Below are 14,613 nucleotides of genomic sequence, written 5' to 3'. Positions count from 1 at the left end.
ATGTTATGCTTCAGGATCCTTTTTCCCATTGGGGCCTTTGAAGATTTTCTTCATGGCGCGCCCCAGTTTATGGATGTTACGCAACTGTTCCTGGATGGGCATGAGCGAAATATCTTCGTCCTGCATACCGGGCTCGCTGTTTTCGGCGGTGCGCTGTTCGGGATAGATGAGGATAATATTGTTTTCGCGGAAGTGGCGGACCATTTTGGCGGGGATGCCTTCCAGGTAAGGCTGGAAGGAAATGGTGCCCCTCCGTGCGGAAACTACCACGATCATATCGTCTGCCGACACGCTGCGGGCGATCACGAGAAAATCTTCCGGGTTTTCCAGCGTGCGGAAAGTGATTTCCACGCTCACTTTCGCCTCTGCGATGTATTTCTCCACCGCGCCCTGGGTTCCTTTTCCACAATACGCCAGGATGCGCGCCCCGGCTTGTTTGGCCAGCAGCACGATCTTTTCCATGTAATGCAGAAAGCCCAGTTCGTATTCCGTGTTGCGCGGCAAAATGAGGACGAGCTTTTTGGTGGTATTGATGGGCGAATGGAAATCGCAGATCCAGACGGTTTCCCAGACGCTTTGCAGCACGTTATCGGTGGTGGAGCCGAAGATGGTACCGAAGATGCGGTCGGTAGCGCTGTTTTTTTCGCTCCAGGCGAGGATCACGTCGGAGATGAGCAGTTCTTTCACGGCGCGGGAGATGCCGTCGGTCACGTTAAGGTCTACCCGTGTCACTACCTGCAGATTGCTTTCTGACGCGGCGGCGTGGATCACGGCTTTCTCCATGGTTTTGTTGCTGAGGTGGATTTTTTCGCGGGCTTCTTCATCGTCTTGCACCACCACGAGGGGGTACACGGGCGCGGGGTTTCCGGGTTGCTTGACCATGAGTGCAAAATCCAGCAGGGGCTCCATGCGCTCGGGCTGGGCGATGGGGATGAGGAAGCGTTCCGGTCCGCCGGTGATCTCTGGCTTGCGGTCGGCCTCCACGAGCGCCAGCCTGCGGCCGGCGTTTTCCGTCACGAAGGAGCTGACCATGCACGTTACGAGGATGAGCACTACCGTGCCGTTGAGTACATTTTCGTTGATGATGCCCATATTATACCCGATCAGCACTACCGCGATGGTGGCGGCGGCGTGGGCGCTGCTGAGGCCGAAGATCACGTTGCGCTGGGTGGGCGTATATCCGAAAACGAGCTGTGTGAAGAAAGCGGCGAGCCACTTGCTGAGGAGCGCCATGGCCGTCAGCGAGCCCGCGATGATGAGGGCTTCGGGGCCTTTCAGCAATACTTTCAGGTCTACGATCATCCCCACCGAGATCAGGAAAAAGGGAATGAAGATGGCATTGCCCACGAACTCCACGCGGTTCATGAGCGGAGACGTGTGGGGAATGAGCTGGTTGAGCGCCAACCCCGCCAGGAACGCCCCGATGATCCCTTCCACGCCCGCCAACTCGGCGAGGAACGCGGCCAGGAACACCAGCGCCAGCACGAATATGAAGTGCGACGTCTTGTCGTCTTTTATCTTCTTGAAAAACCACCGTCCTATCATCGGGAAGCCCCACATCACCACCACGGAAAATATAGTGAAGGAAATGCCCAGCCGCAGCCAGAAAGCGGTGTCGAGGTTACCGGTTTGCGCGCCGGTGATAACGGCCAGGATGAGCAGCACGGCCGTATCGGTGATGATGGTGCCGCCTACGGCTACGGTCACGGCTTCGTTTTTGTTGATGCCAAGCCGGCTGGCCAGCGGGTACGCCACGAGGGTATGGGTGGCGAACATGCTGGAGATGAGCAGCGTGGCCATGAGGTTAAAATGCAGTACGTAGGTACACAGCACATAGCCCAGCATAAGCGGTATGAAAAAAGTAAAGGCCCCGAACACGACACTGCGGTGCCGGTTCTTGCGGAACTCCGTCATATCCAGCTCCAGGCCGGCCAGGAACATGATGTACAACAGCCCTGCGTTCCCGAACAGCTTGATGCTGCCCTGCTCGATGATCCTGAACCCGTGGTCCCCTATCGCCATGCCCGCCAGTATCAGGCCGATGATGCTCGGAATGCGGAATTTGCGCAGGATGATCGGCGCGAGCAGGATGATAAACAACACCAGGCTGAAAATCGGAACCGGGTCTTTGAGGGGCAAGCTGATATTCAAGAGAAAAACCAATCCTTTCATCAATAATCCATTTACGTTCAAATAGTCCAGAAACTCCGCAACCGCAGTTTCATGGCCGTTAATTTACGACCATTCCCGTAAACTCCCGGACGATCGCAAAAAAATGTAACTTTGCAGAAACATAGAACCGAACATGCATTACACGGGAACAGGCGTATCCGTTCAGGAAGCGGAGGATGTGCTGGTGGAAACGGCGGAACAATTCCCATTTAGCCTGATAGTATGGAATGATGAAGTGAACACCTTCGACTGGGTGATCCAGTCCCTGATGGAAGTGTGCGGCCATACCGAAGAACAGGCCGAACAATGCGCGCTCATCATTCACTTCAACGGCAAATACGCCGTTAAAAACGGTTCATTGACCGACCTGAAGCCCATGCTCGAAGCCCTGCTCGACCGCGGCATCAGCGCCACCATCGAAGAAACAGTTGCTTCATAAATGCCCCTTTTCCATCTCCCCGAAAACGAACTGTATTTCCCGCCGGTATCCATGTCGGAACCCGACGGACTGCTCGCCATCGGCGGAGATCTCAGCCCGGAGCGGCTCCTGCTGGCTTACCGTTCCGGTATTTTTCCCTGGTACAACCGTAAGCCCATCCTCTGGTGGAGCCCCGATCCCCGGTTCGTCCTCTATCCTTCAGAACTGAATATTTCCCACAGCATGAAGCAGGTCCTCAAAAAAGGGACTTTCCGGATCAGCTATAACGAATGCTTCGAAACCGTGGTAGACCGCTGCCGCACCGCTCCCCGCGAAGGGCAGGATGGCACCTGGATCACGCGGGATATGCTCCGCGCCTATACTTCCCTCCACAAACAGGGCTACGCCATGAGCGTGGAATGCTGGCAAAACGACGAGCTCGTGGGTGGGTTATATGGTGTGAAGATAGGCCGCTGCTTCTTCGGCGAAAGCATGTTCGCCGCCGTGAGCAACGCTTCCAAGGCTGCGTTCATCACTTTCGTGCAAGACCATGCCGCCCGGCTCGCCATTATCGACTGCCAGGTACATACCCATCACCTCGCCTCCCTGGGCGCAAGGTTCGTGAGCCGCGTCACTTTCCTGGACACGGTACAGCGCAACCTCGATTAATTCCCCTACTTGCGTTTTTTCGTGAAAGTGCCTTCGAACGCGCATTTGATGCCGCGATAGGCGCCACAGCCCGTTTCATTGATCGTTACCTTGCTGCCGCTGAATTTGAAATCTACGATGCAACCGGATTGCTTGTCGCGCCATTGCCCTGTAGTAGCGGTGGTAAAACGGCCGGTGCCGTCGATCTCGCCGGTGCAGGCTCCTTTGTCGCGCGTGAAGTGAATGAAGAAAAGGAATTCCTTCGCCGTTTCCCCATCGCGGATGGAAACGATATTGCCTTCTCCGGCGGTGTAGTTGCCGGAAAGTTTATGCTTACGGGGAAGGGTGTCTATGGGATTGAACAGCCCCGTTACCGCGGGCTCGTTGGAATTGGTAAGGATGAGCGCCAGGCTGCCGTCCGGGTTGGCGGCGAACACGTCTTCCCGCGCGATGGCCGCGCCGGTTTCGGTGGTGATGCGGATATTTCCCTTCTTATCGACGGAAAAACCCGTCTTTTTATTCCCGCCGGCCACATATTGCGCGGCAAGGTACCTTTTAAGGAAAGTGCCGTTTTTATCGTAAAAGCACATCCAGGCCGCGGCGCCCGATTTGGCGGCGCCTTCCACCACGAAGAGGCGGAGGTCTTCGGTCAGCGTTAACTGCCCTACCGGCCAGAATCTGGGCTTTTCGGCAGCGCCGAAAACGCCTTTGGTGAGGGTGTCGGGGAGGAACTGTTTCAGGTAACGGGACTTGAACGCCAGGCTGTCTGTCCGCTTCCGTTTCAGCGAATCCGCATTCCAGCGCAATGCCTCCGCAGCGGGGAATTTATTGGAATAATCCGCGAACGTAAGCTCGCGATCGTCTTCGCTGATGGTCTTTTTACGGGATTTGCAACCGGCCAGTACGCCGATCGCCAGAAACAGGAAAAGAATGCTCCGCATAGTGATTTGTCGTAATTCGGCGAAAAGGTAGTCATAATTCCAAATTTCTCCCAGTTCTTTTCCTTTCGGAATAATTTATTTAGATTTGTCTAAATAATATTTTAGAGCATATGAACTTGACGGTTGCGGAAGAGAACTACATCAAAAGCATTTACAAGCTGCAGGACGGGGAGGAAGTGGTGAGCACCAATGCCATTGCTTACGACCTGGCCACCAAGCCGGCTTCGGTAACGGATATGGCGAAGAAGCTGAAAGAGAAGAAGTTGATCGATTATGAGAAGTACCAGGGTATCAGCCTCACCGCCGAAGGCCGCAAGCTTGCATTGCAGATCGTTCGCCGCCACCGTTTGTGGGAATGTTTCCTGGTAGACAAGTTAAGTTTCAGTTGGGACGAGGTGCACGAGATCGCCGAAGAGCTGGAGCATGTGCGGAGCGAAAAACTGATCGCGCGGCTGAGCGCGTTCCTGGGCAACCCCACTACCGACCCGCATGGCGATCCCATCCCCGACGCGCAGGGCCGGATCTCCAAAAGCCAGCCCCTCATTTCGCTGGACAAAGCCACGGCGCGGCGGCTCGAAGTGGCCGGCGTGTCTGACCAGTCGTCTGCCCTCCTGGAGTTCCTCAACGCCAAGGGCATCCGGCTCGGCACCCAGCTCGATATTATAGAACGATACGAATTCGACAACTCCGTGGAGGTCAAGATCCGCAATCAGCCCGCCTTTACACTTAGCGAACAGGTATCGAAGAACATCATGGTCAAATCATTGTAAACCGGCAGCATGCGTACGCAGGAATCCAGCGCCTCACTCAGCGAAGTTCACCAGAGCATAGACACTACCCAGCCCCATCGCTCCAAATGGCGAAGGATACTCGCCTTCTTCGGCCCGGCCTACCTCGTTTCCGTGGGGTACATGGACCCGGGGAACTGGGCCACCGACCTCGCGGGCGGCAGCCGCTACGGCTATACTTTGCTTTGGGTACTGCTGATGAGCAATATCATGGCCCTGCTCCTCCAAAGCCTCAGCGCGCGCCTGGGCATTGTTCGCGGGCGCGACCTCGCGCAGGCCAACCGCGAAACCTATCCCGCGCCGGTCAACTTCATTTTATATATCCTCGCCGAAATCGCCATTGCTGCCACCGACCTGGCCGAAGTGCTGGGCATGGCGATCGGTATCCAGCTGCTGACGGGGCTTCCGCTCATGTGGGGCGTCAGCCTTACCGTGCTCGACACCTTCCTGCTGCTTATCCTCCAGCGGTACGGCATCCGGAAGATGGAAGCGTTCATCATTGCGCTGGTGGCCATCGTGGGGACGTCGTTCCTCGTACAGCTGCTCATCGCGGAGCCGCCCATGGGCGAAGTGGTGAAGGGTTTCGTGCCGGCGCTGCCGGATGAAACGGCGCTCTACATTGCCATCGGGATCATCGGCGCTACGGTGATGCCCCACAACCTGTATTTGCATTCCGCGCTCGTCCAAACGCGCAAGATCAGCAAAACGGACAGCGGCATCCGCAGGGCGTTGCGCATCAATTTCGCGGATACGGCCATCGCGCTGAACCTCGCGTTTTTCGTGAACGCCGCCATCCTCATCCTCGCCGCTACCGTATTCTATAAAGCCGGCCATACCGGCATCGCGGACCTCCACGAGGCCCACCGGATGCTGGAGCCCTTGCTGGGCAGCAAGCTCGCGCCTATCCTCTTCGCCGTGGCGCTCATTGCGGCGGGACAAAGCTCTACCGTTACGGGCACCCTCGCCGGGCAGATCGTCATGGAAGGTTATTTGCGGCTGCGCATCAACCCCTGGCTGCGCCGGCTGATCACGCGGCTGGTGGCAATTATTCCTGCATTGATCGTGATCCTGGTGGCGGGGGAAGAAAAGATCGGGGAACTGCTCGTGTTCAGCCAGGTGCTGCTGAGCCTGCAGCTCGGCTTCGCCATCATCCCGCTCATCCATTTCGTGAGCGATAAGCAAACGATGGGCGCCTTCGCCATCAAGCCTTATGTGAAAGCCGCGGCCTGGCTCATTTCCAGCGTTTTGGTGTATCTTAACATCCGGATGGTTTTTAACGAAGCGGAAGCACTCCTCACGGCCGATAACCCCTGGTGGGTAGACGGGCTCATCCTCGCGGTGATCCTCGGTTTCATGGCCCTGCTGGTCATCACCGTGATCTACCCCTGGCTCAGCCGCTACCGGAAAATGCGCTCGGCGCAGATGCACCCGGCCAACGTTTCCCTCGGCGATCTCGAAAAGCCCGTCTACGGCCGCATCGCCATGGCGCTCGACTTTTCGCAGCAAGACGAGCGCGTGATCGCCAACGCCCTCGCGCAAGGGAACCCGGGCACGCATTACGTACTCATCCATATCGTGGAAAGCGCGTCTGCACGCTATTTTGGAAAAGACGCACATGATTTCGAAACGCAAAAAGACCAGGAACAACTGGATACCTACATCCGCCTCCTCGCCCAACGCGGCGTCAAAGCCACCGGCCAGCTGGGCTACCGCCACCGCGCCAAGGAAATCGCGCGGATCGTGAAAGCGGAAAATGCAGACCTGCTCATCCTCGGCGGCCACGGCCACTCCGGGCTGAAAGACTGGCTCTATGGCGAAACCGTGAATTACGTCCGCCACAAGGTCCACATCCCCGTACTGGTCGTGCAATAATTTTCGTACTTTCAGGAATGGCCATTCCCATTCAACCCGGCGAGCAGCGCCGCTTCAGCCGCCTCGTCCGCCCGGAAGATTGCGCCGCGTTCGACAGCGGCTCCGTCCACCCCGTTTACGCCACCTTCGCCCTCGCCCGCGATGCCGAATGGTGTTGCCGCCTCTTCGTGCTCGACGTCAAATCCACCGAAGAAGAAGGCATCGGCACCATGATTTCCGTTGAACATATCAGTCCCGCCACAGCAGGTTCCACCGTGGAATTCACCGCCACCGCCGAAAGCATCGCAGGAAACGAGATCATCTGCGGTTTTGAAGCGCATTGCAACGGAAGGCTCGTCGCCAAAGGGAAAACCGGTCAGAAGGTCCTTAAAAAAGAAAAACTGGAACGGCTGTTCCAGTCTCTCGATTCGAATATGAAAAGTTGAAACGCTACAAACCCAATACTTCCTTCAGTTTCGGATAACCCGTTTTACTTACCATCACTTTACTGCCGTCGCGCAAAATGGCGAGATAGCTTTCCTTTTCGTAGGGGTCGATGCGCGTGATCTGCGTAACGTTCAGGATATACGAGCGGTGCACGCGGATGAATTGCTGCGGATCGAGCATTTTTTCGAAAAAGGTCATGGTTTTATTCTTGAGAAAAGCCCCTTCCGCCGTGATGATCTTCACATAATCGTCTGCCCCTTCGAGATAATGGATATCCTGGACGGGGATGATCTTGATCTTTCCGTTGATCTTCACCACCACGCGGTTTTGCTGAATGGGCATTTCGCGGGCGGCATTGTCGAGCAGTTCGGGATTGACGCCGCTGCTGCGCTCCAGCAATTTCTGCAAGGCTTTGGCGAAGCGGTCTTTGGAGAACGGTTTGAGCAGATAATCCACCGCGCTCACTTCGAAAGCGCGGAGGGCGTATTCTTCGAAAGCGGTGGTGAAGATGACCTGCGGCAGCTTGTCTACCAGTTCCAGCATTTCGAAACCGTTGATCTTGGGCATTTGTATGTCGAGAAAAAGGAGGTCGGGCTGATGTTGCTGGATCGCTTTGAGCCCTTCGAAGCCGTCGTTGCATTCGGCCACGACTTCTACCTGCGGAAAATCGCGCAGGTATTCCCTGACCAGTTCGCGGGCGAGGGGCTCGTCATCAATCAGAATGGTCTTTATCATGCTGCTGAGGTACTTTAATGAGTGTGGTAAAAATATTGCCTTCCGTGGACGTTTCCAGCAGGTCTTGCCGGGCAAAGAGCAGGTACAGCCTGCGGCTGATGGAATTGAGGCCGAAGCCGGTGCCTTTGCGCGAGGTGGCCGGCATGTCTGCATCGAACGGGTTGGTGACGGACACGAAGAGCACATCGCGCTCGGTCCAGGCGTGGATGCGGATGCTGATGGCTTCGGTGGTGTCGTACAGTCCGAATTTGATGGCGTTTTCCACGGCGGGCTGGAGGAGCATGGGCGGGATGCCGAACTCCCCTGCCCCGGGGTCTGTCACGAGTTCGGTCGTGAGCCGGTGGCGGAAGCGCACTTTCTCGATATCGAGATATAGTTGTAAATACTGGAGCTCCTCGCGCAGGGGTACCCAGCTTTGATCCTCCCGCTTGAGCGTCCCCCGCAGGAAATCGCTCAGCTGCTGGATCATCTGGCGCGCTTCTTCCGGCCGGATGGAAACGAGCGCGTTGATGGAATTGAGGCTGTTGAACAGGAAGTGCGGCTGCAATTGCTGGCGGAGCTTGTAGAGCTCGGCCTCGCGGGCCATCTTCTCCGCCGCGTCTTTGCGCGCCAGCGCCTGGCGCTGGTCTTCCATTTCGTACATGATGAAACTGAGGAACCCCGTGCCCATGAGCATGAGCCATCCCAGCGCGAACCGCACGGGCGCGGTGTCTGACAGCCATTGCAGGTACACCGCGTCTTTCGGGAAAACCGCCCGGAGGATCACCAGGGTTAGCAACAGCCAGAGTGCGCTAATGACGGTGGTGAGGACGGCCACGTACACGTAGCGCATCCTCACCGGTCTATAATAAGCCTGCATCTGGGTGATGGCGGCCACCGCGATGAACAGGAGAATGTTGTGGATGTTGGCGTCCATCCAGGCGTTCGGCCCGTCTACCCCCAGCCAGTAATGCAGGATGAAACCATGCACGGCCGAGAACACGCAGCAGGCGATGAGGAACGTCCACCGGAAGGGCTTTTCTTTCAACAGATGTGTTGCCAAAGGAGTCGTTTTCCGGATTAAACATTCAGTTCGAACATCTTCTGCGTTTGCAGCTGCGCCGCTTTCATCTGCAGGAGGGCCACATAGCTGTTGGCGTTATCGGGCTCTTCCACGCGGGAATAGATCTCCATACCGTCTTTCAGCTCGTCGAGCGTATGCAGTTCGGGAACGTTGATGTATCGCCATTCCACCAGTTCTTCGCGCTGGTTGCGGAAAGCATATTGTTCCTGCTCCCCGATCTGCACCGCCTTTTTCCAGGCTTCTGCCTTGCTCGTTGCGCTGATGAGGCGCAGCTGCTCGTCGAATTGCGGGAGGTGGTCTCCTGTTCCGCAAATGATCTGGTAAACGATCTTGGCTACGTACCAATACATGTTTTAAAGGTTTTCGGTGATATAAAGGATGGATGGATGGAATGGGGGAAACGTACGATGGATGAAAGAATGGCGGAAGGAAAGGATCAATAGCTTTTCAGGTCTACCCCGCCGAAAGTGCAGGAACCCCGGAGGATAAGCGTCTTGTCGGTCGGGATGGCCGGTGGAACCAGGCGCTTGTCTTCGATCCCGCCGAAAACGGTGTTGATGTCTACTTTCACGTTCCAGTTCGAGGGCACGATGATTTCCGTTCCGGCGAAGAGGTTCGTGATCTCCAGGATCACTTCCCCGTTGATATCGGCCTGCGAAAAGTTCAGTTCCGTACCGCCGAACATGGTAGTTACGTTACCGCCCAGGAAGTTTTTGGACAGCACTACCTTGTTGGTGCCGCTGAAGAGCGTGGTGGCCTGTATGAAATCGTCCTGGTTGGCGCTGTCATCCGCCGAAAATATCTTTTCATACTGCTGCTTTTTGCTCGTGGCCCGCCTTATGAGGTAAATACCAATAACGATGAGGATGGCCGGCCAGAAGAACCTTCGCATGTTCCAATCGTATGGCACAATATCGCCGACGAGGAAAATACATCCGATAAATGTGACGATAAACCATGCAACGCCCTGGAACTTGCCCTTCACGCCCATGACGAAACCGATGGCGATGAGGATCATGGGCCAGGAAAAAATCCAGTCAGGAAAGAAAATGCCCATTTTTTTGAGCAGAATGAAAATACCGATGCAGAGGATGATGAGGCCGGCCCAGAGCCCGCCGTTGCCGCTGCTATCATGATGACGATTATACCTGCGCATAAATTGTAGTGTTTGCTTTTGTAGGTTAGGATTGTTTGATGATGCAAACATACGGAGCGCATATACGCCGGGCAACCGCTATCAGGCGGGCGAGGGTGGTTTTACCGGTAAAAAGGGGGAAATCGTCGGTGAAACCGGTCAAAGCTCGACAATGACGGATTCACCGCCCAATTTGCGGATGATGGGCTGCAACGCGGCCACCATGGGGTCTGGCCCGCAGATATAGAAGTGTTGCTGGAAGTTTTTGACCTTGTCGCGCAGGTACACTTCGTCTACATAATGATGATCGTACCCCGGCCGGGCCTCGTCTGTAAGGGTGTTGATGAAATTGGGGCCCAGCATGGCCCGGAATTCGGGCTCGAGGATGATATCTTCCTGCGTTTTATTACTGAAAATCAATTTGTTGCCGCCGATCTTCCCATCTTTCTGCAACTGCCGGAAAATGGCGATGAACGGCGTAACGCCGGCCCCTCCGGCGATGAACACCCCTTCGCCCTGGTACTGTATCGCGCCCCAGGGGTCGTGGATAAGGAGCTCGTCGCCCGGTTTGAGCAGCCCCAGCTCCTGGGTGACGCCGCCGTGTTCGTAGATCTTGATGGTAAACTCGAGATGGTCCCAGTCGTTGAGGGCCGTAAAGGTGAACGGCCGCAGCTGGTCGTTCCAGCCGGGTTTGTTGATGGCCACGTCGGTCGCCTGTCCGGGTATGAACGTGTACCCCTGGGGTTTACGGATTTTGAAGCGTTTGACGTCGTGCGTAACGGGGCTTATATCCAATATTGTGACAATATGTTGCTCCATGGGGCCGGATTTACGGGTCAGACAATTCTATCCCGAATTTAAGTTAATTCTCACAAATCGGGGGGTGGGGACCGTTGTAAATGTGTTACCTTTGCGGTGCAATAAAGAACAAGCAATATGCCGGCAGAAAAAATTCAGATGATCAACGGGCAGATCAAGGTTCCTGCCCATCCTATTATTCCATTTATTATCGGTGACGGCATCGGGCCGGATATCTGGCGTGCGAGCGTACGGGTGTTCGACGCGGCTGTGGAGAAAGCTTACGGTGGTGAGCGGAAGATCGAGTGGAAAGAAGTACTGGCGGGCGAAAAGGCCTTCCAGGCAACGGGCGAATGGCTGCCCAAATCGACGTTGGACGCGCTGAAGGAATACCTGGTGTCTATCAAAGGCCCGCTGACGACCCCTGTGGGCGGCGGTATCCGTTCCCTGAACGTGGCCATGCGCCAGGAGCTGGACCTCTACGCCTGTGTGCGCCCCGTGCGCTGGTTCAATAAGGTACCCAGCCCCGTGAAGCACCCCGAGAAGGTGGATATGGTGATTTTCCGGGAAAACACGGAAGACATCTATGCCGGCATCGAATATATGTATGGCACCGAAGGCGCCAACAAGCTCCTCAAATTCCTCACCGAAGAGCTGGGCGTGAACAAGATCCGCTTCCCGGAAACTTCCTCGCTGGGCATCAAACCGGTGTCCAAGGAAGGTACGGAAAGACTGGTGCGCGCTGCCATCAAATATGCCATCGAGCATAAAAAGCCCACCGTTTCCATCGTTCACAAAGGCAACATCATGAAGTTCACCGAAGGTGGCTTCAAGAACTGGGGCTACGAACTGGCAGCCCGCGAATTCGGCGAATACGTGTATACCTGGGAGCAATGGGAAAAAACGAAGAAGGAACTGGGCGAAGAGGCCGCCAACAAGGAAATCGCGGTGGCCAAAGCGCATAACAAGATCATCGTGAACGATGTGATCGCCGACAACTTCCTTCAGCAGATCCTCCTCGCTCCGCAGGACTATTCCGTGATCGCCACGCTCAACCTTAACGGCGACTATATCTCCGACGCGCTGGCAGCAGCAGTAGGCGGCATCGGCATCGCGCCCGGCGGCAATATCAACTACGCTACCGGCCACGCCGTGTTCGAAGCCACCCACGGCACCGCGCCCCGCTTCGCCGACACAGATACCATGAACCCTTCCTCCGTGATCCTTTCCGGCGTAATGATGCTGGAATACCTGGGATGGAAGGAAGCCGCAGATATCATCACCCACGGGCTCAGCACCGCCATCATGCGCAAACGCGTTACCATCGACTTCTACAAGCTGATGGACGACGCCACGCTCGTGAAGACCAGCGAGTTCGCAGACGAGATCATCAAGCAGCTTTAAGATAGCCTTAACAGCGATTTTCCCGCCACGATTACGTTTTTTTGAAGGATAATACTATCTTTCGACATTCAAATAATATCATTTGATAGAAAAACGTAATCCGTAGCGGGATTTCGTGTCTCATAAAGATTTTATAAGAAGAACACAAAACATTACATCGATGTCACAAAAAATCAAAGTTGCAAACCCTGTGGTTGAACTGGATGGCGACGAAATGACGCGGATCATCTGGAAGTTCATCAAAGACAAACTGATCACACCGTATCTGGAGCTGGACATTAAATATTACGACCTGGGCATGGAGCACCGCGATGCTACCAACGACCAGGTGACGATAGACGCCGCCAACGCCATCAAACAATATAACGTGGGCATCAAATGCGCCACCATTACGCCCGACGAGCAACGTGTAACGGAATTCGGACTGAAGCAGATGTGGAAATCCCCCAACGGTACCATCCGTAACATCCTCGACGGCACCGTATTCCGCGAACCGATCGTGATGAGCAACGTTCCGCGCCTCGTGCCCAACTGGACCGCTCCCATCTGCATCGGCCGCCACGCTTTCGGCGACCAGTACCGTGCTACCGACTTCGTGACCAAAGGCAAAGGCAAGCTCACCATCAAGTTCGAAGGCGAGAACGGTGAAGTGCAGGAATTCGAAGTGTACAACTTCAAAGGCGACGGCGTTGCCCTGGCGATGTACAATACCGACGAATCCATCTACGGCTTCGCGCGCGCCTGCTTCAACCAGGCCCTCATGAAGAAATGGCCCCTGTACCTCAGCACCAAGAACACCATCCTGAAAAAATACGACGGCCGCTTCAAAGATATCTTCGAAGACGTTTACCAGAAAGAATTCAAAGCTGAGTTCGACAAGAACGGTCTTACCTACGAGCACCGCCTGATCGACGACATGGTGGCCTCCGCCCTGAAATGGAACGGCAACTTCGTATGGGCTTGTAAGAACTATGATGGCGACGTGCAGTCAGACACCGTGGCCCAGGGCTTCGGTTCCCTCGGCCTCATGACCTCTACCCTCGTTACGCCCGACGGCAAAACGATGGAAGCGGAAGCCGCCCACGGCACCGTAACCCGCCACTACCGCGATCACCAGGCAGGTAAACCCACTTCCACCAACCCCATCGCCTCCATCTTCGCATGGACCCGCGGCCTGGAGTTCCGTGGCAAACTGGACGGCAACCAGGCCCTGATCGATTTCTGCCACGCCCTCGAAACCGTGTGCATCGAAACCGTAGAAAGCGGCAAAATGACCAAAGACCTCGCTGTCTGCATCCACGGCAACAAAGTGGAGCACGGCAAACACTATCTCTACACCGAGGAATTCCTCGAAGAGCTGGACAAAGGCCTCAAAGCCAAACTCTCCAAATAATCCGGTCACTTGCGATACGAACGGCCTCCAATGCGGAGGCCGTTTTTTTTGCACCAGTCCTCATAAAAAAAGCCCCCGGGCGTCTATTCCCGGGGGCCACAAATACAAACGGTCTAACAACTAAAATTTCAATGTATCCGGTTTGAGGGCGTAAAATGTATCGATCGCGCGGGAAACGGGCTTGTAGCCCGACAACACGCTCACTGCTTCCCCGGCCTTACAATCCGCTACGCGCGTTTCCCATGCATCGGCCGCTACATCCAGCGTTTTCTTCCTTCCGCCGACGTCCGTGTAGGCGATTTTTGAGCCGGTGTGCACCGTATCCGCCGTTGCCCACTGGATCACGAGCGTTTCGCCTTCGAACCATTTGGATACAACGCCGCGGTTATTGAGGCCGCTTTCGTAGCGCGCGCCGTAGGTGCGCACGGAAACAGCGCTGGGCACGGAAATATTGCCCGATCCGTCGAGCGCGTACAATGCGAATTCGTACATGTCTTCGTTCAGAGACGGCACCGTCACTTTCATGACTTCCGCCGGATCGTGCGTGGTGGCGTCTACCAACGTGGAGTTCCGGCCATTGTTCCAGGCGATGCGGTAACGCTTCACGCTGGGATCTGCACTGGGGTTAAAGGCGAACTGCACCCGGTCGCGGCCGGGCATGGCCACCAGGTTGTTCGGCTTGCCGGGATAAACGCTTTCCTTTCCATTCAGGAATTCCCGGTAATCTGTCGGTTCCCTGTCGCAGGCGCCCAAAGCCAGGAGCATCGCGCAGCCGGCCGCCAGCAGGGTATATGGATTGAGTGTTTTCATGTGTTGATGC

15 protein-coding genes are annotated in these 14,613 nt (G+C 55.7%); 7 read left to right on the top strand and 8 right to left on the bottom strand.

The window, feature by feature from the left end; translation table 11 throughout:
* Window positions 1-3: 3 nt before the first annotated feature.
* The gene (locus tag ACQKLP_RS06545) at window positions 4-2,172 is read right to left on the bottom strand and encodes a cation:proton antiporter (RefSeq protein WP_427321207.1); all 2,169 of its coding nucleotides are present in this window, start codon (window positions 2,170-2,172) and stop codon (window positions 4-6) included.
* Between the two features lie 133 nt (window positions 2,173-2,305).
* On the opposite strand from ACQKLP_RS06545, the gene ACQKLP_RS06540 reads away from it, so the two are divergent.
* Window positions 2,306-2,611: an ATP-dependent Clp protease adaptor ClpS gene (locus ACQKLP_RS06540; RefSeq protein WP_341843242.1), complete on the top strand. Its 306-nt coding sequence runs from the start codon at window positions 2,306-2,308 to the stop codon at window positions 2,609-2,611.
* Complete coding sequence (gene aat / locus ACQKLP_RS06535; RefSeq protein ID WP_427321204.1) at window positions 2,612-3,259, top strand: leucyl/phenylalanyl-tRNA--protein transferase; 648 nt, start codon at window positions 2,612-2,614, stop codon at window positions 3,257-3,259. It abuts the gene before it with no gap.
* A 5-nt stretch (window positions 3,260-3,264) separates the two neighbouring features.
* On the opposite strand, the gene ACQKLP_RS06530 is transcribed toward aat, so the two are convergent.
* A complete protein-coding gene (locus ACQKLP_RS06530; RefSeq protein WP_427321202.1) occupies window positions 3,265-4,179 on the bottom strand; it encodes a hypothetical protein in 915 nt (304 codons plus the stop codon).
* Window positions 4,180-4,289: 110 nt separating this feature from the next.
* Here ACQKLP_RS06530 and ACQKLP_RS06525 point away from each other — a divergent pair, with 110 nt between their 5' ends.
* Genes ACQKLP_RS06525 through ACQKLP_RS06515 form a run of 3 tightly spaced genes read left to right on the top strand, consistent with a single transcriptional unit; the run spans window position 4,290 to window position 7,264 of the window.
* Window positions 4,290-4,949, top strand: coding sequence for a metal-dependent transcriptional regulator (locus ACQKLP_RS06525; RefSeq protein ID WP_427321200.1), 660 nt, complete (start codon window positions 4,290-4,292; stop codon window positions 4,947-4,949).
* Window positions 4,950-4,958: 9 nt separating this feature from the next.
* On the top strand, window positions 4,959-6,839 hold the full coding sequence (locus tag ACQKLP_RS06520) for an Nramp family divalent metal transporter (protein ID WP_427321198.1): 1,881 nt from the start codon (window positions 4,959-4,961) through the stop codon (window positions 6,837-6,839).
* Between the two features lie 17 nt (window positions 6,840-6,856).
* The gene (locus tag ACQKLP_RS06515; RefSeq protein WP_427321196.1) at window positions 6,857-7,264 is read left to right on the top strand and encodes a thioesterase family protein; all 408 of its coding nucleotides are present in this window, start codon (window positions 6,857-6,859) and stop codon (window positions 7,262-7,264) included.
* Between the two features lie 4 nt (window positions 7,265-7,268).
* On the opposite strand, the gene ACQKLP_RS06510 is transcribed toward ACQKLP_RS06515, so the two are convergent.
* The 5 genes from ACQKLP_RS06510 to ACQKLP_RS06490 all read right to left on the bottom strand — a co-directional run bounded on the left by ACQKLP_RS06510 (window position 7,269) and on the right by ACQKLP_RS06490 (window position 11,017).
* The gene (locus ACQKLP_RS06510) at window positions 7,269-8,000 is read right to left on the bottom strand and encodes a LytR/AlgR family response regulator transcription factor (protein WP_427321194.1); all 732 of its coding nucleotides are present in this window, start codon (window positions 7,998-8,000) and stop codon (window positions 7,269-7,271) included.
* Window positions 7,978-9,042, bottom strand: coding sequence for a sensor histidine kinase (locus ACQKLP_RS06505; protein ID WP_427321192.1), 1,065 nt, complete (start codon window positions 9,040-9,042; stop codon window positions 7,978-7,980). The genes ACQKLP_RS06510 and ACQKLP_RS06505 overlap by 23 nt, the downstream gene beginning before the upstream one ends.
* Window positions 9,043-9,059: 17 nt before the next feature.
* The gene (locus tag ACQKLP_RS06500; protein ID WP_126245467.1) at window positions 9,060-9,413 is read right to left on the bottom strand and encodes a DUF4288 domain-containing protein; all 354 of its coding nucleotides are present in this window, start codon (window positions 9,411-9,413) and stop codon (window positions 9,060-9,062) included.
* Window positions 9,414-9,499: 86 nt separating this feature from the next.
* Window positions 9,500-10,219 (bottom strand): LiaF transmembrane domain-containing protein, encoded by a 720-nt coding sequence (locus ACQKLP_RS06495; RefSeq protein WP_427321190.1) that lies wholly within the window; start codon window positions 10,217-10,219, stop codon window positions 9,500-9,502.
* A 138-nt stretch (window positions 10,220-10,357) separates the two neighbouring features.
* Window positions 10,358-11,017: an FAD-binding oxidoreductase gene (locus ACQKLP_RS06490; protein WP_427321188.1), complete on the bottom strand. Its 660-nt coding sequence runs from the start codon at window positions 11,015-11,017 to the stop codon at window positions 10,358-10,360.
* A gap of 117 nt (window positions 11,018-11,134) precedes the next feature.
* On the opposite strand from ACQKLP_RS06490, the gene icd reads away from it, so the two are divergent.
* Window positions 11,135-12,400, top strand: coding sequence for an NADP-dependent isocitrate dehydrogenase (gene icd / locus ACQKLP_RS06485; protein ID WP_427321186.1), 1,266 nt, complete (start codon window positions 11,135-11,137; stop codon window positions 12,398-12,400).
* Between the two features lie 160 nt (window positions 12,401-12,560).
* Window positions 12,561-13,793: an NADP-dependent isocitrate dehydrogenase gene (locus ACQKLP_RS06480; protein ID WP_427321184.1), complete on the top strand. Its 1,233-nt coding sequence runs from the start codon at window positions 12,561-12,563 to the stop codon at window positions 13,791-13,793.
* A gap of 120 nt (window positions 13,794-13,913) precedes the next feature.
* Here the strand turns inward: ACQKLP_RS06480 and ACQKLP_RS06475 are convergent, their stop codons facing one another.
* Complete coding sequence (locus ACQKLP_RS06475) at window positions 13,914-14,603, bottom strand: DUF4998 domain-containing protein (RefSeq protein ID WP_427321182.1); 690 nt, start codon at window positions 14,601-14,603, stop codon at window positions 13,914-13,916.
* Window positions 14,604-14,613 lie beyond the last annotated feature (10 nt).

The sequence above is a fragment of the Chitinophaga sp. NPDC101104 genome (genome assembly GCF_050277495.1).
GTDB lineage: Bacteria > Bacteroidota > Bacteroidia > Chitinophagales > Chitinophagaceae > Chitinophaga.
This window is presented reverse-complemented; position numbering and strand designations above follow the sequence as displayed.

Excerpts from the sequence above, each read along its gene's own strand:
- ACQKLP_RS06545 (WP_427321207.1), bottom strand. The coding sequence starts at position 2,172 with ATGAAAGGATTGGTTTTTCTCTTGAATATCAGCTTGCCCCTCAAAGAC.
- ACQKLP_RS06540 (WP_341843242.1), top strand. The coding sequence starts at position 2,306 with ATGCATTACACGGGAACAGGCGTATCCGTTCAGGAAGCGGAGGATGTG.
- aat (WP_427321204.1), top strand. The coding sequence starts at position 2,612 with ATGCCCCTTTTCCATCTCCCCGAAAACGAACTGTATTTCCCGCCGGTA.
- ACQKLP_RS06530 (WP_427321202.1), bottom strand. The coding sequence starts at position 4,179 with ATGCGGAGCATTCTTTTCCTGTTTCTGGCGATCGGCGTACTGGCCGGT.
- ACQKLP_RS06525 (WP_427321200.1), top strand. The coding sequence starts at position 4,290 with ATGAACTTGACGGTTGCGGAAGAGAACTACATCAAAAGCATTTACAAG.
- ACQKLP_RS06520 (WP_427321198.1), top strand. The coding sequence starts at position 4,959 with ATGCGTACGCAGGAATCCAGCGCCTCACTCAGCGAAGTTCACCAGAGC.
- ACQKLP_RS06515 (WP_427321196.1), top strand. The coding sequence starts at position 6,857 with ATGGCCATTCCCATTCAACCCGGCGAGCAGCGCCGCTTCAGCCGCCTC.
- ACQKLP_RS06510 (WP_427321194.1), bottom strand. The coding sequence starts at position 8,000 with ATGATAAAGACCATTCTGATTGATGACGAGCCCCTCGCCCGCGAACTG.
- ACQKLP_RS06500 (WP_126245467.1), bottom strand. The coding sequence starts at position 9,413 with ATGTATTGGTACGTAGCCAAGATCGTTTACCAGATCATTTGCGGAACA.
- ACQKLP_RS06495 (WP_427321190.1), bottom strand. The coding sequence starts at position 10,219 with ATGCGCAGGTATAATCGTCATCATGATAGCAGCGGCAACGGCGGGCTC.
- ACQKLP_RS06490 (WP_427321188.1), bottom strand. The coding sequence starts at position 11,017 with ATGGAGCAACATATTGTCACAATATTGGATATAAGCCCCGTTACGCAC.
- icd (WP_427321186.1), top strand. The coding sequence starts at position 11,135 with ATGCCGGCAGAAAAAATTCAGATGATCAACGGGCAGATCAAGGTTCCT.
- ACQKLP_RS06480 (WP_427321184.1), top strand. The coding sequence starts at position 12,561 with ATGTCACAAAAAATCAAAGTTGCAAACCCTGTGGTTGAACTGGATGGC.
- ACQKLP_RS06475 (WP_427321182.1), bottom strand. The coding sequence starts at position 14,603 with ATGAAAACACTCAATCCATATACCCTGCTGGCGGCCGGCTGCGCGATG.